The organism is Pandoraea anhela, assembly GCF_902459655.1.
GTDB classification, from domain to species: Bacteria; Pseudomonadota; Gammaproteobacteria; order Burkholderiales; family Burkholderiaceae; genus Pandoraea; species Pandoraea anhela.
This window is the reverse complement of the sequence record NZ_CABPSB010000019.1, coordinates 18,838-45,536: the sequence shown is the minus strand read 5'-3', so window position 1 is coordinate 45,536 and position 26,699 is coordinate 18,838. Positions and strand designations below refer to the sequence as shown.

The window sequence follows — 26,699 nt, the reverse complement described above, 5'->3', positions numbered from 1 at the left end:
CGAGACGGCGTTCAGAGACGTTGCCCGCCGCTCGCATCGATGGATTGGCCGGTGATCCAGCGGCCTGCGTCGCTCGCGAGAAAGGCCACGATGTCGGCAATGTCGCGTGGCTCGCCCACGCGCCCGAGGGCAATCGTCTGCGCGATGGCCTGACTGGCGACGGGATCGCTCGCACGTTTGTTCAGATCGGTCGCCGTGGCGCCGGGCAGCACGGCGTTGACGGTGATGCCGCGCGCGCCGAGTTCGGCGGCGAGCGAGAGCGTCAGCGCTTGCAGGCCTGCCTTCGCCGGCGCGTAGACGCTCATCTCGGGGTAAGCGGCGCGCGTGCCGATTGACGAGACGTTGACGATGCGCCCGCCGTCTCTCAGATGTTTCAGCGCATGCTGAACGAGGAAAAACGGCGATTTGAGATTGACTTGCAGCACGCGGTCGAAGTCGTCGGGCGTTACCGCGTCGATGCGCGCGCGCAACCCGACGCCGGCATTGTTCACGAGAATGTCGAAGCGCGGCGGCAGATCGTGTGCGGCCAGTGCGCCGTTGAAGCGCTCGATCAGTTGCACTGCCCCGTTGGCCGAGGACAGATCCGCCTGCACCGCGAAAGCGCGCGCGCCGCTCGCGAGGAGCTGGTCGACGAGTGTCCCGGCGTCGCCGGACGCCGTGTTGTAGTGCACGCCGAGCGTCGCGCCGCGTGCGGCGAGTGCGATGGCGATCGCCCGCCCGATGCCGCGACTGGCGCCGGTGACGAGGGCGATTTTCCCGTCGAGACGGATCGGATCTGGCGTAGACGGCAGAAGACTCATGATGCGCTGGCTCCGGTGAGCGAAAGGTTGTCGGCGCGGCCATCGCTCCATCCGCTGGCGGCTTCGAGCGCGCGCGCCTGTTGCAGCAGGGCGTGACGGTCGACCTTGTTGGTCCCCGCCCAGGGCAGTTCCGCGACGAAGGCCACACGTCGCGGATGTTGGTAGGCGGGGCCATGGGCAAGTGCGTGCTGCCTGAGCGCGTCGGCGCTCAGCGTGCTGCCGGGCTGCCGTACCACGAAGGCGACCGGCACAGCGGCGCGTTCCTCGTCCGGCAAGGGCACGACGCTCGCCTGACGCACCTCCGGATGCGCCTCCAGCAGTTTCTCCACCTCGACCGGATAGATGTTCTCGCCGGCGCAGACGAACATGTCGTCCGCGCGCCCCACGAAGTAGTAGAAGCCGTCGGCGTCGCGGCGCATGACGTCGCCGCTGTAGTACCAGCCGTCGTCGAGCACTTGGGCCGATTTCTCCGGTAGCCGGTGGTAGCCGTGCATCACTGCGGGATTGCGCATGCAAAGCACGCCCTGATTCGCGTCGGGGCCGTCCACGAGTTTCACCGCCTCGGGCGAGAGCGGGTAGCCGAGGGCGAGCGGGGGCAGGGCAATGCCGCGCGGGTGTGGCCCGAAGATGCTAGGTCCCGCCTCCGTCGTGCCGTATCCGTGGTGGATGTGCGTCTCGGGGAACGCCGCCTGAATGCGTGCGAGCAGCGCGGCGCTCATGGGGGCGGAGCCGAGCATCACGCGCTTGAGCGACGAGACGTCGCGGCCCGCGAGCGTTTGCGGATCTTTCACGAGACGCGCGAACATCGTCGGCACGGCGGTCAGCACGGTAATGCGATAGCGCTCCAGGGCGTCGACATAAGACGACACATCGAACGACGGCAGGATCACCAGGGTCCCGTTCACCGAGAAGGCGCGCTTGGCCATGAACAGACCGTTCATGTGAAACAGCGGTTGCGCGAGCAGATAACGCTCCGTCGACGGATGCGCCGGCTGCACGTAAGTCGCGCCTAATGCCCACAATTGTCCGGCATGCGTGAGCGGCACACCCTTCGGCTTGCCGGTGGAACCTGACGTGTAGAGCATTTGTGCAACGCGTTTCCCGTCGGCACGGACCGCGGCGAAGTCGGCCGGCCGGCTTTGCGCGACGAAGCCGTCGGGACCGGCGTCGTCGAAATCGATGACCGGTACACGCGCGGCCAGGGCATCGCGGCGCGCCGCGTCGACGAATGCCAGCGAGATGCCGGCATCGTCAATCACGTAATCGAGCACCTCGCGCGACTGTTTGATGTTGATGGGCACGGCCACGAAGCCTGCGCGCATGATGCCGAAATAGGCGATCAGGTATTCGGCGCGGTTGAGCGAGGCGATGGCGACGTGTGCGCCGTCCGGCAGCCCGCGCGCGCGCAACGCGGTGGCCACGCCGTTCGCCAGCCGGTCGATGTCGGCGTGTGTGTAGGCGCGCGGGTGCGCTTCGTCGCGCAGGTCGACGATGGCTGTCGTGTCGAGACTGAGGGATCGGTCGACGAGGTCGCCGAGGTTGTGCCAGCGGTGAGTCATAGGTTTGAAGTTTGCGTGAAGCAGTGATGTGCGATGGGCTTGGGCGCGCGCGGTGCTCAGCGCTCAGCGCTTTTTGCGCAGCGCGGGGTTCAGGGCGTCGTTCAGCCCGTCGCCCACGAGGTTCAGTGCGAGTACGGCGAGCATGATGGCGAGGCCGGGTTCGGCGCACAGATACAAGGACGAGCGGATCAGCGTGCGCCCCTCACCGATCTGGCGTCCCCAACTCGCGATGTTCGGATCGCCCAGTCCCAGGAACGACACGACCGATTCGTAGAGAATCGCGCCCGCCACGACCAGCGTGCCCATCACGAGCACAGGCGGCAGCGCGTTCGGCAGCACCTCGCGCAGTGCGATGCGCCACGGCGAGAGTCCGACGGTGCGGCAAGCCTGCACGAACTCGCGGGATTTGAACGAGAGGCACTCGGCGCGGGTAAGTCGCGCAATGGCGGGCCATGACACGAGCGCCACCGCGATCACGGTGTTTTCGATGCGTGGACCGAGAATGGCGACGACCGTCAACACGAAGACCACGTTCGGCACGATCTGGAACAGCTCGGTGAAGCGCATGAGCCCCTCGTCGATCCACCCGCCCCACCATGCGGCCATCGCGCCGATCGACACGCCGATCACGGTGGCGACCACGCTCGAAACGAGGCCGATGGCGAGCGTGGCGCGTGCGCCGTGAGCGAGCATCGCGGCGATGTCGCGACCCAGCGCGTCGGTGCCGAGCGGGTATTGCCATTGCGCGAACGGCCAGATCTCCGGCGCGGCGACGATACGTAGCGGATCGGCGGGGAACCACCAGCCCGCACACAGCGCCACGAGCGCGATGCTCGCGAGCAGTAGCGCCCCGGCAACGGCCCCGCCGTGTCGGGTGAACTGACGCCACACAGGCGAGCCGCGCCGCACCGCATGCGGCAGATCGGAAGCGTCGCGGGAGGCGAGCGCGTCGAGAGTGGGTTCAGCGGAAGACGTCATAGCGCAGACCGGTTCATTGCAGTAAAGCGCGACACGCGCGGGTTCGTCACGCGCCATGCGTGCGAATGCGGGGATCGAGCCGCGTGTACATCAGATCGACGGCGATGTTCGCGACGATAACGAGCGCCGAGCTGAGGACGAGCAGTCCCAGCACGACCGGGTAGTTGCGGCTCATCACGCTATCGAACAGCACGCCGCCGATGCCGGGCCAGCTGAACACCGCTTCGACGACGATGCTGCCGCCGAGCACCGTGCCGAGTTGCAAGCCCAGCAGCGTGACGACCGGCAGCATGGCGTTACGCACCATATGTCGCGTGATGACGGCGCGTCGCGTGAGTCCTTTGGCCTGGGCGGTGCGCACGTGATCCTGACGCGCCACTTCGAGCATCGAGGCGCGCATGACACGTGCATAGGTCGCCGCGTAGAAGAGGCCGAGCGTGAGCGCGGGCAGCGCGAGGTGATGCAGCACGTCGAGCGAGGCGCGCCACGCCCCGGCGAGACCTGTGCCGTAGTCCATGCCGATCGTGGTCATGCCGCCTACGGGAAACCAGCCGAGTTTCACCGAGAACAGAATGATGAGCATGATCCCGAGCCAGAAGCTGGGCGCGGCGAAGCACACGACGGCCGCGACCGAGACGAGCGTGTCGCGCCAGGTGTTCACGTTCACGGCGGCGACGACCCCGGCGGCCACGCCCACGACCACGGCGATCAGCAGGCTCGCGAGCATCAGCACCAGCGTGGCGGGCAGGTGCGCCATGATGACGTCGAACACCGGCAGGTTATGACGGTACGAGTAGCCGAGATCGAGATGCAGCACCGAGTTGATGTAGTGCAGCAGTTGCTGCCATAGCGGTTTGTCCATGCCGTACGTCACGCGCAATCGCTCGATCAGCGCAGGATCGGTCACTTGCTGCTCGGCAGTCATCACGTCGAGCAGGGTGCCGGGCACCGACTGGATCAGACAAAAGTTCATGACGATCACACCGAGCAGCAGCGGCACGGCCTGAACGATACGGCGCAATAGCAGACGCGTCACCATGGCGGCCGTCCCGTCAGGAGGCGAGCCAGACGTCCGCCAGCGCATCGCCCTGCACGTTGGCGCTGGTCGTCGCGTTGCGCACGTTGGTGCGTGAGAGCGTGAACGACTCCATCTCGACGAGCGGCACGAGCGGCACGTCGGTGGCGGCCAGGCGGGCGAAGTCGTGCGCGAGCTTCTGCCGCTTCGCGTTGTCGGTCTCGACGGTGAGCTTGTCGACGAGTGCGTCCATCGCCGGATTCGAGTAGCCCGTGGCGTTGCGGAAGGCGGCGCCTTTGACGATGCCGTCCGAGGTGAAGAACTGCGTCACGACCGGAACGAGTTCCAGCGGCGCGGTGAAGTTGGACACGGCGATGTCGTAGTCGTAATCGCTGTAGATCCGCTTGAGCGCGGTGGCCCGGTCGAGCGAGTCGAGCTTCACGGTAATGCCGATATCCTGTAACGCCTGCTTGAGGTACTGACCGAGCTTGGCGTTCTCCTCGAACCACGCGGCGGCGACCAGATGGATCGTGAAGCGCGAACCGTTCTTGCGCGGCAGTCCGGCGGCGTCGAGCAGTGCGTTGGCCTTGGCGGGGTCGAACGGGTACTTCGGCACGTCTTCCGTGAAGAACAGCGGATTGGTGCGGAAGATCGGCGAGACGGCGGGTTTGCCGCGTCCGAAGTAAATCGTGTCGATGATGAACTTGCGGTCGATGGCGTGGAGGATGGCCTGACGCACCTCGCGGCGCTTCACAATCTCGCGTCGCTGATTGAATTCGACCGTGACCGTCCATGCGGCGTTCTCGTAGCCCTTCGTGTCGACGGCGATTTTGCCGGTCTTCACGAGACGGTCGATATCGCGCGCGGGGACCGGGTTGGAGAACGCCACCTGCAACTCGCCGGTCTCCAGCGCGGCGGCGCGCGATGCCGGATCGCCCCACCAGCGGATGATGAGTTTCTCCGGATACGGCTGCGCCGGATTCCAGTATTGCTCGTTGCGCGTGTAGGAGACGTAGCTGCCGCGCACCCACTGACCGTACTTCCACGGCCCGGTGCCGACCGGTGCATTGTTCAGCGGGTGGGTGATGATGTCCTTGCCCGCGTACAGATGTTTCGGCACGACTACCTGATACTGCCCGGCGAGGATCGATTTGAAGAAGAACTCCGGCACCGGCGTAGAGAATTCGAGCTTGACCGTGTGCGTATCGGTCGCGCTCACGCGCTTGAGCGACTTCAGGGCGACGCCTGCGGCGATGGGCTTCCAGTGCTCCTGCACGTTGTAGACGACGTCGTCTGCCGTGAACGGCTTGCCGTCGTGCCACAACACGTTTTTGCGCAGCGAGACGGTGTATGTCCTGAAGTCGGCGGAGGCGCGAACGTCCGTCGCGAGCACTGGCTGGAACGCGAGCTTCTCGTCGATCTTGAGCAGGCGTTCGAGAATTTTCGTCGACGTCATGAACGGGCTGGAACCGCCGCCGCCCGGCACGAAGAGCGCCTGCGGCTCCAGACCGCCCCAACTGGCGACGAGGGTGCCGCCTTGGCGCGCTGTGGCGTCCGCCGCAACGGCGCGTGTCGGCGACACCAGCCACCCTGCCGTGCCGGTGAGCGCGGCGGAAGTGGCGGCCAGTGCACCGGGCGCACGGCGGAATAGAAATTGACGACGCAGAAACTGACGGTGGGACAGACCCCGGGACTTGCGCATGATGAACTCCGAAAAAACGCGGCGCCCGTGCGATCTCGCTGGCGCCTCCAAACGGCTAGGTCGGCTAGGGCGGCTAGAGCGCCTGAGCGGCCAATCGAATCAGGCGGGCGGCAACGTGGCGTAGCTCGCCCGGCCGATGGCCACGAGTGCGCCCTGTGCGTTGAACAGATCGACGTCCGCGACGCCGATACTCTTGCCGAGCCGCCGGACCCGTGCGACGGCGCGCAGATCGGTGTCGATGGCCGGGCGCAGGTAATCGACGCGAAAGTTGACCGTCGGCAGACCCCGGCCAACGAGCATGCCGACCGCGAAGTCGCCGACCGTATCGATCACGGCGGCGAGCGGGCCGCCGTGCCACTGGCGGGTGCCTTTGCCACGCTCGAACGATGCCTTGAAGGGAATCTCGACTTCGATGGTCTGGGCGTCGTGATCGAGCGAGACGACACGCATGCCCAGCCAGGCGATGAAGGTCGAGTTGTCGAAGGCTTGCTGAACCTGCGCGACGGACAGGGTGGGGATCGTCGTGCTCATGCGCCCACCAGCACCTTGCCGACTATCTGGCGGTTTTCCAGCGAGGCGAGCGCCTGTGCGCCGTGTTCGAGCGGCCACTTTCTGTCGATCAGCACGCGCAGCTTGCCGCCGGCGACGAGATCGAGCAGTTCGTGCAGGTCTTCGCGCTCCCAGCCGTTCGAGCCGCGAATCTGCAATTCGAAGGTCCAGATGAAACGCAGGTCTTCCTTCGGATCGAAGCCGGCGGTGGCGCCGCAGGTGAGCACGCGGCCGCCTTGGCGCAGGGTGCGCAGCGAGCGTGTCCAGGTATCGCCGCCGGTGAAGTTCACCACGACGTCGACGCCCCCGTTGTTGGCCGCGCCGCGACGGCGCGCGGCCTTGCCGTAGCGGGTGCGCACTACGTCGACGAAGTCCTCTTCGGTGTAATAGATGATGTCGTCCGCGCCCAGCTCGCGCAGGCGCTCGCCTTTTTCTCGGGAGCCTGCGCAGGCGATGACTTCCGCGCCCGCGAGCTTGGCGAGTTGAACGGCGCACACGCCTACGCCGCCGCTCGCACCGAGGATCAGCACGCGCTCGCCGGCCTTGATCTGACCGATGCGGTGCATCATGCGCAGCGCCGTGCCGTAGGCAACGGGCAGCGCGGCGGCGTCGTCGAACGAAACACCGTCGGGCAGACGGACCAGTTGATGCTCGGGCACGCGGCACAGTTCGGCCAGGCCGCCGTGGGTCGTCTCGCCGACGAGGCCGCCGGTCACGCGATTGATCGGATCGACCAGCACTCGGTCGCCGACCGACCAGCCTTGCACGCCGGGCCCGATGCTGGCGATCTCACCGGCGACGTCGAGACCGATGATCACCGGGAACGGCAGTTTGATGCCGGGCATGCCGCGGCGCGTGAAGACGTCGTGATAGTTCAGCGACGACGCGCGCACACGCAGCACGACTTCCCCTTCGCCCGCGACGGGATCCGGGAAGTCGGTTTCGAGTTTCAGCGCGCTGTTGTCGCCGTGTTCACGTAATACGATGGCTTTCATGTCGGTTCGAGAGTCGATTTCAGGATGCGCGAGCCCCTCGGGCAGACGCCGATCCTTGTTGAAGAGCGGAAACGGGGGAGGGCGTCGGGCGCCCGATGGCCTAGGCGTGCGTGGCGAGTCCTTGCAGCGCCTGCGCCGTGATCTGCAACCCGTGCGTGAGCACGCTGTTGCGCCATACGGACGACACCGGTACGAAGGCGTCCAGCACGTCGGCGCGTAGTTGACGATCACGCACAGCGTCGGGATTTGTCGCGGCACGCGAGCGCAGCCACTGATCGAGCCGGTTGGCCTGGCTCGCGTTCGCGCCGCGCGTACCGAATTCGACGACGGCGCCGATGACCGGACGTCCCTTCGCAAACTGTTCGACGCCACGGAACACCAGCCCCTGATAGTCGGGACGTTGCAGTCCGTGCGGCCGCTGATCGAGCACACGCTCGGCGCCCCACCAGCGGGCGGCCTCGCGTTGCGCCTCGCTGCCTTCGGCGTTGAAGCACAGGAAGAACGGTTCCGCGTATTCGCCAATGCCGGTGTGCCAGTCGATCAGACCGATGCGCTGGGCTTGCGAGAGCTCGCGCTCGACGATCGTCTGCAATGTGAGGTTCGACCATTCGCGCGAACGTCCGCCGTAGATGAGGCCGTCGGCGTGGGTGTATTGCCCGCTGGCGAGCGTGTTGAAGAGGGCGTCCGGGCCGTGTTCGGCGCGGAACGCATCGACGGCGCGCGCGCTCTGCGCCAGTCCTTCGGTGGTCCACTCGGCGGGAATCAGATGGTCGTGCAGCGACGCGTAGTGCGGATTGACCGGATGCGGCCGCTCATGGTCGATGAAATTGCGGTTCAGGTCGACGTTGTTTTCCGTAGTGCGCGTGGTGTGTGCAAAGCCGTACGGATTGATCGCGTGCACGAACGTGACGGCGACATCCGGCGGCAGCGTGTCGGCCGCGTGCGTGAGCCACGCGGTTTGCACGGCGGAGCCTGCGCCGCCTTCGAGGCCGTGTGTGCCGCTGATGGCTAGCAGTTGATGCGGGGCGTGGGCCGCGCCGAGCCGCGCGACGTCGACCGTCAGCTCGCTGCCGTCAGGGGCTTGCGCGCCCGGATGCACATACGTGCTCAGTGCTGCGCCCGCCCGGCCGGCGGCGGTGCGAAAGCGTTGACGGGCGTCTGCGTAATCGACACCGAATGCTTGCCACCATGTCGGTTGCGCGCTCATGCGGGGTCTCCTTCGACGAACTGGAGTGCCACGTGAAAGCCGTCGGCGGCGGCCACGAGCACAGCGCCGTCTTCGCGCGTCGTCCAGGGCACGCCGTTCTCGCGCAGCGTGGCTTTCGTCTGCGCGAGGGAGCGGGTGCGCAGAATGAGCGCGACGCTGCGTTCGCTGCCGTCCTGCGTCGTCTCGACGTCGCCGAAGCGCTGGGCGGCTTCGATGGGGGTGACGAAGTGCACGCGGGCGCGCCCGGCGGTGAAGGCGTAACTTTCGTCGCCCGGTTTGTCGCCGGTGGCGGTGAGGAGGCCCGGTCCGAAGACACGCTCGTAGAGCGCTGCCGTGACGGCCGGATTCGGCGACGCGATCACGTAACCGACGATGTCCGTCACGCCGTTCGGATGCTCGCGCCATTCGTCGCGCCAGACATGCTCGGGGGTGAAGTGATGGCAGAAGAACGTGCGACCGTTGCGCACGAGTTCGCTGGCCAGTCGCACGGTGCGAAAGCGGGCGTCTTGCGTGGTGCCGTCGGGCAGGCGCACCGGACGGAAGAACTCGGCGGGCGTCTCCACCCCGATGCCGCGCGCCTGCAACGCGGCGTAAAGGCCGTGCGAGTCCTGCGTCTTGAAGACGAGCCCTGTCAGGCCGAGCGGCGCTTGCGTGACGTCGGGGCGTGCGGTCGACTTGCCGGCTTCGTAGCCGAGCAGTTCAAGGTAATTCTCCCCGAAGATCGCCAGATGGTTGCTGGTGCCGAGCGAGTGATGACCGCGCTCGGTCAGGGCGAAGCCCAGGCGGCGGTAGGTGTCCACCGACGCTTCGAGTTCGCCTTTGACGTTGATGACGACGTGATCGAGAACCGGTGCGGGAAGCTGACTCATGCCCGACCTCCGAGACGTCGACGTTGAAACGAAACGATGGCGGCAAGGTGCACAAAGGGCGGTACACGCGAGACGGCGGCGGCGAAAGGCACGCCCAAGGCAAAACGACTGGACACGACGGCTCCCGACAGGAAAAGGACGACGCGTCCATTTAGCGCCACGCGTGCAGTCGTGAGGCCCTCAGGCGTTACGCAGCGGGATATCGCTCGCCAAGCCCGATGTGGCGGGCTTTCTCACTCGATGAGACGGTGTTTTTCGTGCCGTTTTTTTCGCTGATTTGGCAACGGAGGCGGCGCGCGCTTCCCACTGATCGGCTTGTTGCCCTTTGCTCCCTGGCCGGCGTTCCGATCATCGACAACTCGGGAACATCAGCGATCGAACGGCACCCCGGCGGCACGCAGACGCCGTATGGCGCTGTCGAGATGGGCGCGGGCGCTAAGCGGGTCGCCTGCGCGCATTTCGGCGGCGGTGCGCCGTGCGATGGCCTCCGGCACCGGACGAAGCGCGCGCCCCGTGCTCATCGCCTTGCACTGCACCTCGCAGGCACGCTCCAGATAGTAGAGGTCGTCCCAAGCCTCGGCGATGGTGGGGCCGGCCACCATCACGCCGTGATGCTTCATGAAGACGATATCCGCGTCGCCCATGGCCGACGCAATGCGGTCGCCTTCCTCGTTGCCCAGCGCAAGGCCGTTGTAATCGGTATCCACGACAGTGCGCCCGTAGAACTTGAGCGCCGTCTGACCGGCCCAGACAAGGGGGGAGCCTTCGCTCATTGCAAGGGCGGTCGCCCAGGGCATGTGCGTGTGGAACGCCGCACGCACGCGCGGGTTCGCCCTGTGCACTCGGGCGTGGATGTAGAACGCGGTGGCCTCGGGCACGCCGTCGCCGCACACGACGTGACCGTCGACGTCGCACACGAGCAAACTCGATGCGGTGACTTCTTCGAACGCCAGCCCGAACGGGTTGACGAGGAACCAGCGGTCGCTGCCCGGCAACATTGCCGAGAAGTGGTTGCAGATGCCTTCCTCGAAGCCGTACATGGCGGCGAGTCGAAAGCACGCCGCGAGGGCTTCGCGAGTGATGCGCACGGCGGGCGAGTCGAGATCGATGGAGGTGTCGATGCGAAACGAGCTGTCGCTCGCGTTCCGTGAGTGTGTATGCGCCATGTCGGTCTCCTCATGCGCGACGGCGCGCTTTCATCGCCCGTCGCATGCGGTGATTACCAGCCGAACGAGTCGAACATCGGCACCACGGCATCGAGCGTGGCGAGGGTCGCGTGCGGCGTGTAGTCGGGCAGCGGACGACGCCCCGTGCCGCGATCCACCCACACACAACGAAAACCGATGTCGCGCGCTGCCGCATGGTCGAGGTGCGGACTCGCGCAGATATGGACAACGTCATCCTTCGTCACGCCGAGTTGCGCGTGCGCATAATCGAAAAGACGCCGGTTCGGCTTGTACGCCCCGGCCTGCTGCGCGGTGATGACGCGATCGATGTGTCCGCCCAACTGCGCGACGTTGCCCGCAATGATGTCGTCGTCCGTGTTGGAGACGATGCACAAGCGGTAGCCACGCGCTTTGAGCGCGGCGAGTGTCGGCACGACCTCCGGGAACGGCGGCATCGCGCCGATGTTGCCCGTCAGCACTTCGATGTCCTGCGGGGAGGTTTGCAGCCCCAGATCCTGCAACGCAAGGCGAAGCCCTTCGCCCGCGACTTCACGGAACGCGCGATGCGGGGGCATTTGCTCAAGCGCGTGTTCGTGGTGATCGAAGGTCGAGAGAAGATCGGCCGTGCCGATGTTGTGCCCCGGCTTGCTTTGCAAAATGCGGGTAACGGCGTCGCGCAGGCCTTCGTCCCACTGGATCAGGGTGCCGTAGCAGTCGAAGGTGAGCCATTGCGGGCGGGGGCTATGTTTTAGCGAATCGGATGGATGTGTCATGGTCGGTCTCCCCGAAGCGGACATCAATGGAATGCCGTCAGCGTAGTCGGTGCATCGCATATTCTGAAATTAAATTAAAATTCGACACTTATCGGATATGTAAATATGGTGCCGCCATGCTGGATCTCGGTTTGCTCAGGACCCTCGTTGCCGTCGTCGACGAAGGCAGCTTTACGCGTGCGGCGGACCGGGTGCATCGCACGCAGTCGACGGTGAGTCAGCAGATCCGGCGTCTGGAAGACGACGTGGGACGGCAATTGCTCATGCGTGACCGCTCCGGGGTGAACGTCACCCCGACGCTTCATGGCGAACTGCTCGCCCAATACGCGCGCAAGCTGCTCGCCCTGTCGATGGAGGCCGTAGACGCCATGGAGAACGACAGCCGGGTCTCGACGGTGCGTGTCGGTCTGCCGGAGGACATCGACGCCCGCCGAATGGCGGACATGCTGTCGCGCTTCGTGCGGACGAACGGCGATATTCGTCTGGAGATCGTCGCGGGCATGAGCACCGATCTGCGCGAGCGGCTGAGCACGGGGGATCTGGAACTCGCGCTCGTGAAGCGCGAACCGGGGCAGGGGGACTGCCTGATGGCGTGGCCCGAGCCGCTGGTCTGGGCGATGGCCGCCGGCGCCGATACAGCCGCGATGGCGCATGCGCCCGTGCCGCTCGCGCTGTTCCCGCAGGGCTGCATCTACCGGCAGCGGGCGATCCGGAGTCTGGATGCGGCGCAGCGTCCGTGGCGCATGGCATTCGGCAGCCACAGCCTCACGGGGATTCAGGCGGCGGTGTCGTCCGGTCTCGGTGTGTCGGTGTTGCCCGAGGCCGTGTTGCTGCCCGATCACCGGGTCTGCGATGCCTTGCCGTCGCCGCCCCCCTCGGAAATCGCGCTGGTGGACGGCGGCGGGCCGGCGTCGGCATCGCGCCGTGCGTTGGCGGATTTTCTCGCGGTGACGGTTGGCGGGACGTTAGCCGCCCAATGAAGCGTGAAGTTAGGCGCGAGGTCAGCCGTGAAGGCGGGACAGCCGACCGACACCGTCCCGACGGTCATCGGCACGCTCAGTCAGGACGGGCGTGACAGCCGGGCAATGCGTGCCTCGTGGGCTTGCGTGCGCCCCATGCTCAGGTGAACCGCCAACGCGCCCAGCACGGCGAAGATGCCGGCGCCGAGGAATGCGCCGCTAAAGCCGCTGGCGTAGGCGTTGCGGCCCGCGTCGAGCAACGCATGGCTTAGCGTCTGCGGATAGAGATGCAGCGCTTGCGTGAAGTCGCCGGCGGAGATGGCATCGGCGAAGTTTAGGCGGATTGCAACGTCGCCCTGCGTGGCGCCGACCAGCGCCGGGACGTGCACAGCGACGCTGCGATGCACGCCAGCGCTCAGCACGGCGCCAAGCGCGGTGTAGCCGAGCAGGATGCCGGAGAAGCGGAATGTCGTGCTGATGCCCGACGCCATGCCCGCCCGGTCGCGCGCAATCGTCCCCATGATGGCCTTCTGGGTCTCGCCATTGAGCAGACCTCCACCGCTGCCGAGCACGAACATCGCCCCCATCAGCGCCAATGCCGAATGCGTCGGTCCTTGCGACGAGACGTAGGCCATGGCCGCATTGCCCAGCCCCGTGAGCGTGAGTCCGAGCACGAGAATCCGATGCGACGGCAGATGCGACGCGAGCCGTTTGCCGACCTGCGGCAGCAGCAGCATCGCCAGCGCGAACGGCAACATGGCGACGCCAGCCCCCAGCACCGTCTCGCCCCGCGCGTTCTGGAGGAATTGCGGGAGCAACGAGGCCATCACTTGCGCGCATGCGGCGTAGGCAAACATGGCGAGCGTCGCGCCTGCGAACGGCCACGAGCGGAACAGCGACAGATCGAGCATCGGGTGCGCGCGCGAGCGCTCAACGACGGCGAAGATCGCGAAGAGGGCAGCGCCTGCGGCGAAGCGCGTCAGAATGCCCGGGCTGCCCCAGCCGGCGGCGGGGGCGGCGATCAATGCCCACGTGACGCAGAACATTGCGCAGGCGAACAGCGCGATGCCGGGCACGTCGATGGTGCGCTGCCCTTCGGCTTTCGATTCGGGAACGATGCGCACGACCGCCAGCGCGAGCAAGGCGCAGATCGGCGCGTTGACATGGAATGCCCAGCGCCAGCCGAGCGTGTCGCCGATCACGCCGCCGATGAGCGGCGAGAGCACCATCGTCAGCCCCATCACCATGCCCCACAGACCCCATGCGCGGGCTCGGGCGTCTTGTGCATGGAAGCCGTGGCCGATGATGGCGAGCGCGGGCGCGAGCAAAAACGCAGCTCCCACGCCTTGTGCGGCGCGCGCGAGATAAAGCCACTGCGCCGTGGGCGCGAGACCGCAGGCGAGCGACGCCAGTGCGAAGCCGGTAATGCCGCAGAGAAACACGCGACGGCGGCCGAAGCGGTCTGCGATGGAACCGGCGGGCAGGAGCAGTGCGGCGAAGCACAGCACGTAGGCGCCGATGACCCACTGCACCTCGGCGAAGCTCGCATGCAGTTGCGCCGAGATCGTCGGCAATACGACGCCGACCACGTTGGTATCGAGCACCGTCATCGCGCAGCCGGTCGAGGCGGTGAGCAGCAGCGCAAGGTTGCCGCCCGTCGACGAAGACGAGGTGTCGGATGCGCCGGTTTGAGGTTGCGTTGCCATGTTTGGGTATCGCGTGCGTGAAAGTGAAAGTATTCGATCACGCGAGCGGCCGCACGTCATTGCCGGGCCTCGGCAAAGTTGTTAGGTCCAACCTAATGAAATGATCGATGACGCCCGCCTGGCCACGCGGTAGCATGGCACACCGTGCATAACAAACCGTGAGGCGTCTCGTGGAACTCCGCCACTTTCGCTATTTCGTGACGCTTGCGCACACACTGCATTTCGGGCGTGCGGCGCAGGCGCTGGACATTGCCGCGCCGACGCTGACCGTGCAGATTCAGGACATCGAACGCAGGCTCGGGGTGCAGTTGTTCGCACGAAGCCGTCGCGATGTCCGTCTGACGCCTGCCGGCGAGATGTTTCTGCTCGAAGCGAAGCAGGTGCTTGCGCAGGCCGAGCGTGCCGTGCAGGCGGGCCAGCGCGCGGGACGCGGCGAGACGGGGCGCATCGAGATCGGCTATATCGGCTCGGCGGTGTACTCGGGCGTATTGCAGACGCTGCTGGCGACCTTTCGGCAGGCATGGCCGGGTGTGATCGTGACGGCGAAGGAAGTGTCGCAACACGAGTCGCCCGCGATGCTCGTGGATAACCGTCTGGACGTGGCGCTGGTGCGCATGCCGATCCATCTGCACAACCGGCACCGTGCGCATGTCTTGTTCCGCGACAGCTTCTGCATTGCGCTGCCTGCGGGGCATTCGCTCGCGCATGCGTCGGGGGCGGGGGCGGTCGACGCCGGGTCGCTGGACGGCGAACGCTTCATCAACCCGGAGCAGACCCTGGGCACGTTCGAGGTGGCGCGTCGCGGCGGGTTCACGCCGATCATCGGCTCGGCGCCCGGATCGCTGATCGCGGTCCTGACGGCGGTAGCGCTGGGCGAGGGCGTCGCCATCGTGCCGGACGTGCTCGTCGGCGCGACGGCGATCCCGGGCGTCGTCTTCAAGCCCCTGGCGGGACCGCCCATCCATTCCGAAATCTCTGCCGTTTTCCGCAGTTTCGAACCGTCGCTCGCGGTGACGAAGCTCATCGCACAGATCACGCAGACGGCTGCGGTGACGTCTTACGCCTTGTCCGGCTAGCACGCTGCCTCGTGCGAGCCGTTACTCCCCTGAATGCACCTGTGCGAGCAATGCCAAAAACAAATCCAGCGCTCTCGTGCGGGGTCGCGACGCTTCGGTGATCGCGCTGATGGCGTTCTCATATTCCGGGCCTGACGGCACGCGCACCAGAGCATGGCGTTTCGCGAACGATCCCGCGTAGTACTGCGGCAGCAGTCCCACGTAATGGCCGGACAGCACCAGCATCGCCACCGCTTCCAATCCCGAAGCCGTCGGTCCCCTCGTCAATCCCAGTGTGTTGAGCGCTTCATGCACGAATGGCTGTGTCCGATAGACCAGAGGCAGCGTCGCCGCGTCTTTGCGCCGATGCTTCGCCACATACAACTGGTGACGTTCGATAAACAGCGGTTGGTAATGAAAACCGGCCTCGCGACGATACATCCCGCGTATCGCGATCTGCACCCGGCGCTCGCGTAACGCAAGATCGAGCTCGTTGAACGTCATCACCGTCAATTCGACTTTCACATCGGGCGCTTGCGCTTTGAGCGCATCCAGCGCTTCGGGAATGTGACAGCCGACGTCCGACAGAATGTGCTCCACCATCCCTATCGACAACGTGCCCGACAACACGCCACGCACCGCATCGATTTCGGGACGGATCCGCTCCAGCGACTTCAGCGCGTCGCGCGCCAACTCCAACGCGACCTTGCCCGCGTGCGTGAGCACGAAACCGGACGGACCGCGCTCGCACAGCCGTGTGCCCAGCGTCTCCTCGACCTCGCGGATATGCCGGCTGATCGACGCCTTCGACATGTTCAACTGCTTCTCCGCCGCAGCAAAACCGCTGGCCTGCGCCACCGCGCAGAAAATGCGCAACGAGCGCAGATCACGCTCACTGAAGTCTCGATTTGCCACTGCCTCACTCCCCTGCCGCACTTGTCTCAAAAGGTTTCATTTTCTGAAACCATACCAATAAAAAAATCATTTTTCATGATCTTTTTGCCCGCATACATTGGATTTCAGAGGCGCATCGAACCGGACTGCCGGGGGGACGCCCGTCAGCTACCCAACCCACATGACGCGAGGCAAGCTATGAAGACCTGGTCCAGACGATCCTTTGTGAAGGCGACGCTTGCATCGAGCGCCGCACTCGCGCTCCCGGTACTCCCGACGCTGGCCTTCGCCGAGGGGGGCACGCTTGCCGACATCAAGAAGCGCGGCAAGCTGACGGTCGGCACCGAAGCCGCTTATGAGCCGTTCGAGTTCGTCGAAAACGGTCAGGTGGTCGGTTATGGGCATGACGTGCTCGAACTGATGGCCGCGAAGCTCGGCGTCAAGCTCGAACAGATGAACCTGCCGTTTCAGGGCCTGCTGCCCGGCCTCATGTCGCACAAGTTCGATTTCGTGGCGACGAGCGTGGGCATTACGCCGGAGCGCGCCAAACGCTTCGCCTTCAGCCAGCCCGTCGGCGTGGTGCGCTCGGTACTGATGGTTCGAATCGATGAGACCGCGATCAAGAGCGACATGGACATCGCCGGCAAGACCATCGGCACACAGATGGGGTCGTCGTCGCAACCGGTGGCAGACGAGTTCGAAAAGGAACTCAAAGCGAAGACCGGCAAGGGCTTTGCGGACACGCGCCTGTTCCAGGCGTATCCCGACGTGTCCAACGCCCTCGCCAACAAGACCATCGATGTGGCGTTGATGCCGTCGAACATCGCCGCAGTCCAGATGCGCAAGCAACCCAACACGTTCCGCATCGCCGGGACCATCGGTCAGCCGAAGCTGCTTGCGTGGGTGGCGAACCCGAACGACCTCGAAATCCGCAAGTTCATCAACGATTCGCTCGACGAGTTCCGCGCGAACGGCAAGCTCGCCGCGTTGCAGCAGAAGTGGTTCGGCGGCCCGATGGATACGCCGCGCGAGAACTATCTGCCGCAAGGTGCGATTTGACGTCCGCGGCCATGCTCAACATGCCCGCCATGCCGGATTGGGGCGGCGTGATCCAACCGTTCCTCGAAGGTGTCGTGTCGGGAACGGCCATCACGCTGGCCGCCTCGGCCGCCGCCTTCGTGATCGGTCTGGGCCTCGGGATCGCGTTGCTGCTCGCGCGCATCTCGCCGATCGCGCCGCTGCGCTCGCTCGTCGTGCTGTGGGTGAGCCTGATTCGCGGCACGCCAGCGCTGATTCATATGCTGATCGCGTACTACATGGTGCCCGCGTTGCTCGATATTTCGATTTCGCCGATCACCGCCGGCGTGGCCGCGCTGGCCTGCAATACCAGCGCCTACATCGTCGAAATTCTGCGCGGGGCGCTCGGCACGATCTCGTACGGACAACGCTCGGCGGCCTACGCGATGGGCATGCGCGCCTCGCAGGTCTGGCGCTATGTGCTGCTGCCGCAAGTCATCTATCGCGCCATCCCGCCGCTCACCAGCGAGTTCACGATTCTGCTCAAGGCGTCGTCGCTGATGTCGATCATCGCCGTGCCCGAACTGGCGACCGTCGCGCGCAACGCCACGCTGCAGACGGATCTGCCGCTACAAGTCTTCGCGATCACGGCAGCCGTGTACTTCGTGCTTCTGTTCTGCATTTCGGCCGCATCGCGCGTTTGCGAGCGCCGGGTCTCCAGGATGCTGCCCCATGGCCATTGATTTCTCTATCGTCCGGGAAGCGGTCCCCGTTCTGCTCGAAGGCCTGCGAACGACCGCACTGGTCAGCGCCGTCGGCATTCCCGTCGGCGTGGTGGTCGGGATCGTCGCTGCCTACGCCGCACAGTCGCGCACGCTTTTGCGCCCCGTCGCGCTCGGCTACGTCGAACTGGTGCGCAACATCCCGTATCTGATCCTCGTCTATCTGTCGTTCTTCGGGTTGCCGAAACTGGGCGTGAGTGCATCGGCCATGACGGTCGCCATCGGCTGCACCGCGTTCTACACGGGCGGATACTTCTGCGAAATTCTGCGCGCGGCGCTGCGCAGCGTGGCCCGCGGACAGACGCACGCGGCGCTCTCGCTCGGCATGACGTACTGGCAGACGCAGCGTCACATCATCGCGCCGCAGTTGTTCGGCTTTCTGATTCCGCCGACGACGAGCCTCGTGATCATGATGTTCAAGGACTCGGCCATCTTCTCCGTGATGAGCCTGCCCGAGATGACCTACCAGAGCAATCTGCTCACGGCAAACACATTCGCTTACGTCGAAGTGCTCGGCACGACGGCGTTGATCTACTGGCTCAGCAGCGTCTTGCTGGCCGGTGTCGGGCGGCGTCTGGAAACCGTTGTCGGGCGACGTACCCGCACACCGGACGCCCCCGCGCTTTCGACACTCCCCGCCAAAGGAAAAGGACAACTCTCATGACGACATACACCGTTGCTCCGCGCACAGGTCATCCGACGCTGCTGTATTCGGAACTCGATCTCGACATCGACAACCTGAAGGCCGATATCGCCGTGCTGGGGATGCCGTACGGTGCGCCTTACGCCGCCTCGGACTTCAGCAACGATCAGACGAACGCGCCGTCCGCGATTCGTCAAGCGACGGACCGGGTGGTGCGTCGTCCCGAACACTACGACTTCGATATCGACGGCCCCTTGCTGCAAGGCCGCAAGGATATTCGCTTCGTCGATTGCGGCGACATCATTCCCGATCTGTCGAAGCCGGGCGAGCACTACGCTCGCGCCGAAGCGGCCGTGCGCCGCATTGCGGCAGGCGGTGCGATGCCGATCGTGCTGGGCGGCGACCACGGCATCACCACGCCGGTGCTACGCGGCCTCGATCAGAAGGGACCGATCACGCTCGTGCATATCGACGCCCATCTGGACTGGCGAGACGAAGTGAACGGGGTGCGCGAGGGATTGTCGAGCCCGATCCGTCGTGCGTCGGAAATGGCGCACGTCGATCGCATCATTCAGATCGGCCTGCGTGCGCAAGGCAGCGGCCGCCCGCAGGACCTCGCGGCGGCGCGCGAATACGGCGCGGAACTCGTTACGGCGTATGAACTGCACGATATCGGCATGGACGCCGTGCTCGATCGCATTCCCGACGGTGGCAATTATTACCTCACCATCGACGCCGACGGTCTCGATCCGTCGACGATGCCCGCAGTGGCGGGGCCTGCGCCGGGGGGCGTGACCTTCGTGCAGGCGCGCAAGCTGATCCATGGGCTGGTGCGCAAGGGGCGTGTCGTCGGCATGGACATCGTCGAGATCCAGCCGGAGAAGGACGATGCGAACCTGATCTCGTGCGTGACGGCAGGTCGTCTGATCCTCAATCTGATCGGCGCATCGATTCGCGCGGGACACTTCGACAAATGAGCGCCGCACAACCGATCATCGACATCCGCGGCGTCGACAAGTGGTACGGCGCGCACCATGTGCTCAAGCAGTGCTCGACACATGTCGGCAAGGGCGAAATCGTGGTGGTGTGCGGGCCGTCGGGCTCCGGCAAGTCAACGCTGATCAAGACCGTCAATGCGCTGGAGCCGTTTCAGAAGGGCGATGTCGTGGTGGCGGGCACGTCGCTCACGGCCAGATCGACGGACCTGCCGAAGCTGCGCAGCAAGGTCGGCATGGTCTTCCAGCACTTCGAGCTGTTCCCGCACCTGGACCTCACGCGCAATCTCACGCTCGCGCAGCAGATCGTGCTCGGTCGCGACGCCGATTCGGCTCGCACCAAGGCGCGGGCGTTACTCGATCGCGTGGGGCTGTCGGCGCACGCGCACAAGTATCCCGGGCAGCTGTCCGGCGGTCAGCAGCAACGTGTCGCGATCGCACGCGCGCTGTCGATGGACCCCATGGCGATGCTGTTCGACGAGCCGACGTCGGCCCTCGATCCGGAGATGGTCAACGAAGTGCTCGACGTGATGGTCGAACTCGCCCGCGAAGGCATGACGATGATGGTCGTCACCCATGAAATGGGCTTCGCGCGGCGCGTGGCGCATCGTGTGGTGTTCATGGAGGACGGGGCGATCATCGAAGACAGTCCGACCGACGTGTTCTTCAACGAGGCCGCCAGCCCTGCCGCGAAGCGCTTCCTCTCCAAGATCCTCGCGCACTGAGCGCGCGGCTCTCAGCCTACAGACACGAGACATCATGACGCACACCCGAATCCGTAAGTTCAACACGCGCGAGACCTACCCCGAGCAGAAGCTCGACAACGATCTGTGTCAGGCCGTGATCGCGGGCAACACCATCTATTTGCGTGGACAGATCGGTCAGGACCTCGACACGCGCGAGTCCGTCGGTATCGGCGATGTCACCGCACAAACCGAACGGGCGATGGCCAACGTGAAGATGCTGCTCGACGAGTGCGGCAGCCAACTCGCGGACATCTGCAAAGTGACGGTGTACATCGTCGATCCGCGCTATCGTGAAGCCGTCTACAACGTCATGGGGCGCTGGCTCAAGGGCGTGTTCCCGGTGTCGACGGGTATCGTGGTGCAGGCGCTGGCGCGTCCGGAGTGGTTGGTGGAGATCGACGTGACGGCGGTGAAGCCGACCGCGTGAGCCGTTGTGTTGCGATATCGAAACGAAGCCAACGTGCACGGCCGACGAACAACTGTCGGCCATTGGCGCGGCGCGGCGCGGCGTGGCGAGATTCGCGCGGCGGGTCAGCAGCGGCGAGTCATCAGAAGCTGTGAATCGGAAGCCGTGAATCAGAAGCGACGTTTGACGTACACCGTCGCGCCGAGGTCCTTCTGGCGGAGTATCGGAATCTTCGCGCTCGCGGAGACCGTCCAGTCTTCGGTCTTCAGCGACAGACCGCGCTTGGGGTCGGAGCCGAGCTTGTCGTCCGTGTTGTTCCATTGCACGAGCGACAACTGTGGCGAGCGGTTGGGGCCGATGCTCAGATAACTTCGCGAGGATTTCGCCGCAGCGGCGTCGGCGGCCGGCGTCGAGTCGATCCAGTCGGCGGACCGGTTGTCGTTCGGATGCACCGCGCTGTTGATCGCTTCGATACGCGTATACAGAAACGCGTTGGTATCGGTCGGCGACATTCGGTCGACGCGCTGCGCCATTTCCTGGCCCTCTCGGCCGAAGGGATAGAGCGTAACGGGAACGGCCGGGACCGCTGCGACGGATACCGGGGCAGGCGGTGGCGGGACATAAACGGGTAGCGGTGACGGCCCGAGGTTGGCCATCATCATCTGTTCGGATGAACCCGTGTCGGCGGCATCAGCAATCGCCACGCCGCTGAGCGTGACGACACAGGCGCCTATCATCCATTTGCTCAGGCACGTCATGGACATGCCTCCCGTGAAGGAATGGAAACGCGATTCCACTGGCCCCATTTTTACCTTCGTACGACGCAATGTCCGAAATGGCCAGACGTCGACCCAGCTTCGGAACTTCAGCGTTTCGTATTGCGAACCGTCTTGAGCGGTTTCTTTGCGCCGTATGCATTTAGGAAGTGTAGTCAGTCATTTGCATACCGCCAGCCCAATTTCCACCGGGGTGGTCGGGCGGTCGGCCTCCGGTCGTCGCTCAAGCCCGCCGGACCGGCATTCCACGCACGCGTGGCCGTCATGGCTTCGGGTATATCCCGACACTCGAACTCATGTTTAAAGTCCGCAGGCCGCCCGAACGTCAAGTGACGAGGGCGTACCTGCGGGGATCGCCACGCCTTATTGATGGCGGCGCTGATACGAGATCGGATACGCAGCGGAGCGGGCGGCGACCATCGGGTCCTGCACGTCGATGCCGGGCGGCAGCGCAGCCGGCAGGAACAGCAGGGCGCGTTGTGCGGCGTCGCTTTCCGCAACGGGGGTCGTCACGGCTATCGTGCCGAGCTTCACGATGCGCCGGGACTTCGGCCACGCGACGGAGGGATCGTCGAGCTTGTCGCCGCGATCCGCGATCTGCAGGACGAGATCGAACTCGGCGGGTTGCGTCGACACCCGCTTGACGATTTCGTCACGCAGGTAATTCGGCGCGGCATGCGATGCCTCGTCGTCACTCAGATACTTCGCGCCGGCGCGCGGGAGGAACTGATAACGGCCATACGTCACCTTGCCCGACGCGTTCGTGAACTTGAACGTGTTCACGCCGTAGTACGGCAGTGTGGCGTAACTCACCGGTGCCGGCTTCGGCGCGCTCAGGAATGCCTTCGCGACGGGATGACCCGCCAGGTAGTTGTCCAGCGGCGTCGGCTTCGGGGCGTTGGGGCCGCTGGTGCCGAGCGCGATCAGCAGATTGCGGAAGTCGTCCGCCGTGGGCGACGGGAAGCCGTTGAACGAGTGCGCCACGATGTCGGTGGTCGAGCCGTCCGGCAGCGCGAACTTGATGGCGAATCCCCGCGGGCTTGCCAGTCCGTGGTTGTCCGGAATGTCGGGAATGCCCGCGAAGTCCGAGAAGCGCACCGTCACGGGCACGGCCGTCTTTTGCAGATGCGGTGCCCTGGAGACCGACGCTGCGGCCGCGTCCGGCGTAAACGTTCCCGTGAGCACGACGCCTTTGGCGTGCACGGCACGCGCGTCGGCATGCTTGCCAAACACGCCGTTGAGCGCGTCGACCAGATCGGCGGCAGAGGCTGCTGATGCCGGCACGGCCGGCGCAGAAGGGGTTTGCGCGGCGGCAGTGCCGGCCAGTACCGGGGCGAGCGAGCAGGCCGCCAGCCATTTGAAGATCCCGGAAACGTTCATGATGTCCGTCCAATGTAGGTGTGGGGACGCACAGTGTAGGGTTCTGCTGCATTAATGACAATAACAATTGTCTTTATGGTTTTTATTGTGGTTATGGTCAGAAGCTATAATCCGTCACATCTTCTTCATTTAGCGACGGTGCAGTGACGACCAAAAACGACATCCTCGGACTGCTCCAGCGTGAGCCGCTGACGGTGCTTCAGTTGTGTGAGCGGCTGGGCGTGACGCGCAATGCGATCAACGTCCAGCTCAAAGTGCTGGAAGCCGAGGGGGTGGTGCGTCGTGCGAAATCGGTGCAAAGCGGTGGGCCGGGCAAACCGGCCATCGTCTACGAAGCGGCGCCGGGGAGCGAGGATCTGGGGTCGAGCGCTTACCCGGTGTTTCTCGCGGGACTGCTCTCGGTGCTGGACGCCGATCTCGACCCGGCAACGCTCAACCGCATTCTTGAGACGACGGGGCGACGGCTGGCGCAGGAAGCGGGGCTCACGAAGCTGCCGACGTCAACGAATGGCGGCACGGACTTCGAGCGCCGTCTGGCGGCGGCGATGGCGGCGGCCGACGCATTGGGCGCCAGCACGGAGGCCCTGCCCGTGGATGGCGGCGTCATGGTGCGTAACTACCGTTGCCCGCTGGGTGGGGTGACGCGCGACAAGCCGTGCGTTTGCCGTGCGCTGGCGGCGTTCTTCTCCGAAGCGACGGGCCGCCCGGCGAGCGAACATTGCATTCGCGAAGACCGTCTCATTTGCCAATACCTCATCGAGTCGGCAACGGCGTCCGAAGCGTCGTGACGGTGCGCGTTGCGCGTGCGTCACGGGCGGCTCGTCCAGCCATCACATCAGGCCGAACCACGCTCTGAAGGCGCTCATGCATGGCTCGCTCGTGTCGGCGGCGCGATCGAGCATGGCGCGCTCTTGCGCCTGCACTGCGGCCTGCCAGTCGGCTCGGCTCGCGACGGCTTCGGCGAGTTCGGCGGCGTCGAGCATGGCGAGATTGACGCCGATGCCCATCGGCGGCATGACGTGCGCCGCGTCGCCCACGAGTGTGAGGCCGGGCGTTGCAGGCCATCGCGTGCCGGCAGGCAGCGCGACGATGGGGCGCACGGCGGCGATGCGCTCGGCGTTCTCGATCAACGCGAGCAGCGTCGGCGACCAGCCGGAAAAGCGGGCGAGAAGGTCCTGTTTCGTGAGGCCGGCGAGCGTCTTCTCGGGGCGATCGGTGTCGTCGGCATCGGTGCTGAATGCGGCGTAACTCCGCACCAGAGCGTGACCGTTACGTTGTGCAAAGAGTGCCGTTCCCTTCGCCTGCCCGGTGCCCAGCGACATGAGCGTTCCGCGCCCGACCTGCCTGGCAATGGCGGGGTGTCGTCGGTCCACATCCGAAATCCACAACTCGACGAACGTTACGCCCGTATAGACCGGGCGAACGTCGGTGAGCGCGGCTCTGACGGCGGAGCCTGCGCCGTCGGCCCCGATGACGAGATCGCATTCGTGAGTGCGACCGTCCTGAAGGTGCACGACACGGCGCCCGCGAGGTGTCCGGCTGACTGTCGCGATACGGGCGCCCCATACGACCCTTCCGGCCGGCAACGGTTTGAGCAACAGTTCGCGCAACGCGAGACGGTCGATCTCGGGGCGCTCCCCGGTGCTCGGCGCCGGGATGTCTTCGCGCAGCACCCGACCCGTTGCCCAGTCGATGTCGCGCATCTCCTGGTCGTCGTGACGGGCGACGGCCATGAAGGCGTCGAGCAAGCCCGCCTTTTTCAGCGCGAGTTGGCCGTCCGGCACGTGGAGGTCGAGCATGCCGCCCTGATCGCGCGACGTTGCACTGGTGTCCGATTCGAAGACCGTGACGTCGAATCCGTCACGGTAAAGCATGTTGGCGGCGACCAGCCCGGCGGGCTCTGCGCCGGCGATGACGATGGCGGGTTTCTGCGACATTGCGATTTTCCTCTCATGCGAGCCACATCCGTAGCGTTTCAGCACGACTCTATCGGCCGTCGGGATTGATGCGTTATCCGCACAAGGTCAAAATATGCTGAAAATCGGCCATCTTCCCCACGACACGCGCATGTCTGCCCCGACCGCCAAAACCAAGCCTCAACGCCACGTTCTGAACGGTTTCGGGATGGACGGCGCGCGGACCGCAGGCGCCAGTCGTCTGAACCGGTGGCACCAGCATCCGCAGGGGCAACTGATCTATATCGCCGCAGGACACTTCCACATCCGTACCGAGTTCGGGGCGTGGTTGCTGCCGCCCAAACGGGCGGTGTGGATTCCCCCGGATCTGATGCATTGGGGCGAACTCACGGGGGTGAGAACCGGCTCGAACATCCTGCTCGCACCGGCGTACTGCGCGACGCTGCCCGATCGCCCGCAAGTGTTATCCGTCGGCGCGTTGTTCGAAGCGTTGATCGAGCGGGTGGCGGCGTGGCGCACGGAAACGGCGGCGTCGCAGGAGGACGAGCGTGTCGTTGCCGTGCTGATCGATGAAATCCGGGCGGCGCGGCATGAGCCGCTGCACTTGCCGATGCCCAGCGACAAGCGGCTGCTGAAGATGACCGAACTCGTGCTGAAGGCGCCGGGCCGGGAGCTTTCTCTGGAGACGCTCTCCTCGATGGCGGGACTCTCGACGCGCACCGCGCGACGGCTGTTTGCCGCGTCGGTCGGCATGACGCTGTCCGAATGGCGTCAGCAGGCGCGGTTGATGCGCGCCGTCGAGATGCTCTCGGAAGGCGAATCGGTGTCGACTATCGCCGATGCATTGGGCTACGCGAGTCCGAGCAATTTCATTGCCATGTTCCGCATGGCGTTCGGTGTGACGCCGGGTAAATACGTGGGCATCGGAAGGCCCCGCGCCTAAACCGAATCGGCGGGTGTCGAGTTGCTGTCGTGCACGTGGTACGTGGCGGGCACGCCGAGGTTCGTCAGATGATCGACGAACTGCTGCAAGTGCCGGCTCGTCGGTTGGTAATGGCCGCTGGTGCGCGATACGTCCGTGACCCTGCCGTTCTCGATACGGATATCGCCCGCCGCGGCGACGGGCTGCCCCGCGAGAAAGCTCGAATGATGAAACCGCCCCTTCTGGAACTGCTTCGACAGGTAGATGTCGCCGTGCCTGTCCATCACGAAGATGGCGCGCTCCGGGTTTTTTCCGGGGCGACGCGACGCATCTCGCGTGTCGATGGGGCGGCCGTCGGCACCGACCATCAGGCCGTTTTGCACGGAGACTTTGTACTGAGCCCGTTCGGCGGGTTTCAGGTACGTCACTTTCGATTCGAACGAGACTCCGCGGTCTTCACCGGCATGCCGACCGTCCAGGGGCTGAAGATGCTTGAAAAGCGTGGGACGATCGCTGACTTCCATTTCCACGCGCGCTGCGCCGAAGATCGTCAGGTTGTTGTGATCGAGACCGGGGGCGAGCCGGTTCGGACGCCGTGCGCCGGGCGACTCCGATGGGAGCGGCGATTCCGGCTCGACTTCCTCGATGACGATTTCGATGCTGCAATCGCTATCCGAGTGGTCGGCGGTATCCGGCGGGGGGCTCGGCGAGCGCCGGGCTCTGACCGGCAAGCCACTCAGCAGCGGGTTGGTGGCATTCGCCGTGGGAAGTCCCTGCGGGACATGCGTTGCCCCGGACCGGGCCTGCGAGGGCGGCGTGATCTGGAGGGGCGGGAGCGGCAATCCACGGCTCGGAATCTTTTCCATATTCGCTCGAAGGGCTGACGTGC

General features: G+C 65.3%; 27 protein-coding genes. 10 read left to right on the top strand and 17 right to left on the bottom strand.

Annotated elements, in window-relative coordinates; genetic code table 11:
• Positions 1 to 11: 11 nt before the first annotated feature.
• The 11 genes from PAN31108_RS21235 to PAN31108_RS21185 all read right to left on the bottom strand — a co-directional run bounded on the left by PAN31108_RS21235 (position 12) and on the right by PAN31108_RS21185 (position 11,613).
• The gene (locus PAN31108_RS21235; protein ID WP_150670757.1) at positions 12 to 800 is read right to left on the bottom strand and encodes an SDR family oxidoreductase; all 789 of its coding nucleotides are present in this window, start codon (positions 798 to 800) and stop codon (positions 12 to 14) included.
• Positions 797 to 2,359 (bottom strand): class I adenylate-forming enzyme family protein, encoded by a 1,563-nt coding sequence (locus tag PAN31108_RS21230; RefSeq protein ID WP_150670756.1) that lies wholly within the window; start codon positions 2,357 to 2,359, stop codon positions 797 to 799. Before PAN31108_RS21230 ends, PAN31108_RS21235 begins: the two co-directional genes overlap by 4 nt.
• Before the next feature lie 63 nt (positions 2,360 to 2,422).
• A complete protein-coding gene (locus tag PAN31108_RS21225) occupies positions 2,423 to 3,337 on the bottom strand; it encodes an ABC transporter permease (protein WP_150670755.1) in 915 nt (304 codons plus the stop codon).
• A 46-nt stretch (positions 3,338 to 3,383) separates the two neighbouring features.
• Positions 3,384 to 4,376 carry an ABC transporter permease gene (locus tag PAN31108_RS21220; RefSeq protein WP_150670754.1) on the bottom strand — a complete coding sequence of 331 codons (993 nt, stop codon included), beginning with the start codon at positions 4,374 to 4,376 and terminating at the stop codon, positions 3,384 to 3,386.
• A 13-nt stretch (positions 4,377 to 4,389) separates the two neighbouring features.
• Positions 4,390 to 6,054: an ABC transporter substrate-binding protein gene (locus PAN31108_RS21215; protein WP_150670753.1), complete on the bottom strand. Its 1,665-nt coding sequence runs from the start codon at positions 6,052 to 6,054 to the stop codon at positions 4,390 to 4,392.
• 99 nt (positions 6,055 to 6,153) lie between these two features.
• Positions 6,154 to 6,585 carry a PaaI family thioesterase gene (locus PAN31108_RS21210; RefSeq protein ID WP_150670752.1) on the bottom strand — a complete coding sequence of 144 codons (432 nt, stop codon included), beginning with the start codon at positions 6,583 to 6,585 and terminating at the stop codon, positions 6,154 to 6,156.
• On the bottom strand, positions 6,582 to 7,598 hold the full coding sequence (locus PAN31108_RS21205) for a quinone oxidoreductase family protein (RefSeq protein ID WP_150670751.1): 1,017 nt from the start codon (positions 7,596 to 7,598) through the stop codon (positions 6,582 to 6,584). The genes PAN31108_RS21210 and PAN31108_RS21205 overlap by 4 nt, the downstream gene beginning before the upstream one ends.
• A gap of 100 nt (positions 7,599 to 7,698) precedes the next feature.
• On the bottom strand, positions 7,699 to 8,805 hold the full coding sequence (locus PAN31108_RS21200; protein WP_150670750.1) for a M14 family metallopeptidase: 1,107 nt from the start codon (positions 8,803 to 8,805) through the stop codon (positions 7,699 to 7,701).
• Complete coding sequence (locus tag PAN31108_RS21195; RefSeq protein ID WP_150670749.1) at positions 8,802 to 9,674, bottom strand: VOC family protein; 873 nt, start codon at positions 9,672 to 9,674, stop codon at positions 8,802 to 8,804. The genes PAN31108_RS21200 and PAN31108_RS21195 overlap by 4 nt, the downstream gene beginning before the upstream one ends.
• A 368-nt stretch (positions 9,675 to 10,042) precedes the next feature.
• The gene (locus tag PAN31108_RS21190) at positions 10,043 to 10,840 is read right to left on the bottom strand and encodes an aldolase (protein WP_150670748.1); all 798 of its coding nucleotides are present in this window, start codon (positions 10,838 to 10,840) and stop codon (positions 10,043 to 10,045) included.
• Positions 10,841 to 10,893: 53 nt separating this feature from the next.
• Complete coding sequence (locus PAN31108_RS21185) at positions 10,894 to 11,613, bottom strand: haloacid dehalogenase type II (protein WP_150670747.1); 720 nt, start codon at positions 11,611 to 11,613, stop codon at positions 10,894 to 10,896.
• Positions 11,614 to 11,729: 116 nt separating this feature from the next.
• Here PAN31108_RS21185 and PAN31108_RS21180 point away from each other — a divergent pair, with 116 nt between their 5' ends.
• Entirely contained in the window at positions 11,730 to 12,593 is an 864-nt protein-coding gene (locus PAN31108_RS21180) for a LysR substrate-binding domain-containing protein (RefSeq protein ID WP_150670746.1), read from the top strand.
• 80 nt (positions 12,594 to 12,673) lie between these two features.
• On the opposite strand, the gene PAN31108_RS21175 is transcribed toward PAN31108_RS21180, so the two are convergent.
• A complete protein-coding gene (locus PAN31108_RS21175; protein ID WP_150670745.1) occupies positions 12,674 to 14,278 on the bottom strand; it encodes an MFS transporter in 1,605 nt (534 codons plus the stop codon).
• A gap of 170 nt (positions 14,279 to 14,448) precedes the next feature.
• Between PAN31108_RS21175 and PAN31108_RS21170 the strand changes: the two genes are divergently transcribed.
• On the top strand, positions 14,449 to 15,354 hold the full coding sequence (locus PAN31108_RS21170; RefSeq protein WP_150670744.1) for a LysR family transcriptional regulator: 906 nt from the start codon (positions 14,449 to 14,451) through the stop codon (positions 15,352 to 15,354).
• Between the two features lie 21 nt (positions 15,355 to 15,375).
• On the opposite strand, the gene PAN31108_RS21165 is transcribed toward PAN31108_RS21170, so the two are convergent.
• Positions 15,376 to 16,248, bottom strand: coding sequence for a LysR family transcriptional regulator (locus PAN31108_RS21165; RefSeq protein WP_150670743.1), 873 nt, complete (start codon positions 16,246 to 16,248; stop codon positions 15,376 to 15,378).
• A gap of 177 nt (positions 16,249 to 16,425) precedes the next feature.
• Here PAN31108_RS21165 and PAN31108_RS21160 point away from each other — a divergent pair, with 177 nt between their 5' ends.
• From PAN31108_RS21160 to PAN31108_RS21135, 6 genes are read left to right on the top strand one after another with little or no spacing between them, the layout of a single operon-like run.
• On the top strand, positions 16,426 to 17,286 hold the full coding sequence (locus PAN31108_RS21160) for a transporter substrate-binding domain-containing protein (RefSeq protein ID WP_150670742.1): 861 nt from the start codon (positions 16,426 to 16,428) through the stop codon (positions 17,284 to 17,286).
• Between the two features lie 11 nt (positions 17,287 to 17,297).
• Positions 17,298 to 17,987 (top strand): amino acid ABC transporter permease, encoded by a 690-nt coding sequence (locus PAN31108_RS21155; protein ID WP_370819704.1) that lies wholly within the window; start codon positions 17,298 to 17,300, stop codon positions 17,985 to 17,987.
• On the top strand, positions 17,977 to 18,690 hold the full coding sequence (locus PAN31108_RS21150; protein WP_150670741.1) for an amino acid ABC transporter permease: 714 nt from the start codon (positions 17,977 to 17,979) through the stop codon (positions 18,688 to 18,690). Before PAN31108_RS21155 ends, PAN31108_RS21150 begins: the two co-directional genes overlap by 11 nt.
• Positions 18,687 to 19,646: an agmatinase gene (locus tag PAN31108_RS21145; RefSeq protein ID WP_150670740.1), complete on the top strand. Its 960-nt coding sequence runs from the start codon at positions 18,687 to 18,689 to the stop codon at positions 19,644 to 19,646. Before PAN31108_RS21150 ends, PAN31108_RS21145 begins: the two co-directional genes overlap by 4 nt.
• A 14-nt stretch (positions 19,647 to 19,660) precedes the next feature.
• On the top strand, positions 19,661 to 20,389 hold the full coding sequence (locus tag PAN31108_RS21140; protein ID WP_150670803.1) for an amino acid ABC transporter ATP-binding protein: 729 nt from the start codon (positions 19,661 to 19,663) through the stop codon (positions 20,387 to 20,389).
• 34 nt (positions 20,390 to 20,423) lie between these two features.
• Complete coding sequence (locus PAN31108_RS21135; RefSeq protein ID WP_150661207.1) at positions 20,424 to 20,837, top strand: RidA family protein; 414 nt, start codon at positions 20,424 to 20,426, stop codon at positions 20,835 to 20,837.
• Positions 20,838 to 20,986: 149 nt separating this feature from the next.
• Here the strand turns inward: PAN31108_RS21135 and PAN31108_RS21130 are convergent, their stop codons facing one another.
• Both PAN31108_RS21130 and PAN31108_RS21125 read right to left on the bottom strand, forming a co-directional pair.
• A complete protein-coding gene (locus PAN31108_RS21130) occupies positions 20,987 to 21,574 on the bottom strand; it encodes a hypothetical protein (RefSeq protein ID WP_150670739.1) in 588 nt (195 codons plus the stop codon).
• Positions 21,575 to 21,955: 381 nt separating this feature from the next.
• Complete coding sequence (locus PAN31108_RS21125) at positions 21,956 to 22,972, bottom strand: catalase family peroxidase (RefSeq protein ID WP_150670738.1); 1,017 nt, start codon at positions 22,970 to 22,972, stop codon at positions 21,956 to 21,958.
• A gap of 143 nt (positions 22,973 to 23,115) precedes the next feature.
• Between PAN31108_RS21125 and PAN31108_RS21120 the strand changes: the two genes are divergently transcribed.
• Positions 23,116 to 23,760 (top strand): helix-turn-helix transcriptional regulator, encoded by a 645-nt coding sequence (locus PAN31108_RS21120; protein WP_150670737.1) that lies wholly within the window; start codon positions 23,116 to 23,118, stop codon positions 23,758 to 23,760.
• A 42-nt stretch (positions 23,761 to 23,802) separates the two neighbouring features.
• Here PAN31108_RS21120 and PAN31108_RS21115 read toward each other — a convergent pair whose 3' ends face one another.
• Positions 23,803 to 24,909 carry an FAD-dependent oxidoreductase gene (locus PAN31108_RS21115; RefSeq protein WP_150670736.1) on the bottom strand — a complete coding sequence of 369 codons (1,107 nt, stop codon included), beginning with the start codon at positions 24,907 to 24,909 and terminating at the stop codon, positions 23,803 to 23,805.
• 130 nt (positions 24,910 to 25,039) lie between these two features.
• Here PAN31108_RS21115 and PAN31108_RS21110 point away from each other — a divergent pair, with 130 nt between their 5' ends.
• Positions 25,040 to 25,831, top strand: a complete 792-nt coding sequence (locus PAN31108_RS21110) for an AraC family transcriptional regulator (protein WP_174995087.1) — start codon at positions 25,040 to 25,042, stop codon at positions 25,829 to 25,831.
• Here the strand turns inward: PAN31108_RS21110 and PAN31108_RS21105 are convergent.
• On the bottom strand, positions 25,828 to 26,676 hold the full coding sequence (locus PAN31108_RS21105) for an IQM protein middle domain-containing protein (protein ID WP_150670734.1): 849 nt from the start codon (positions 26,674 to 26,676) through the stop codon (positions 25,828 to 25,830). The genes PAN31108_RS21110 and PAN31108_RS21105 overlap by 4 nt on opposite strands.
• Positions 26,677 to 26,699: the final 23 nt, after the last annotated feature.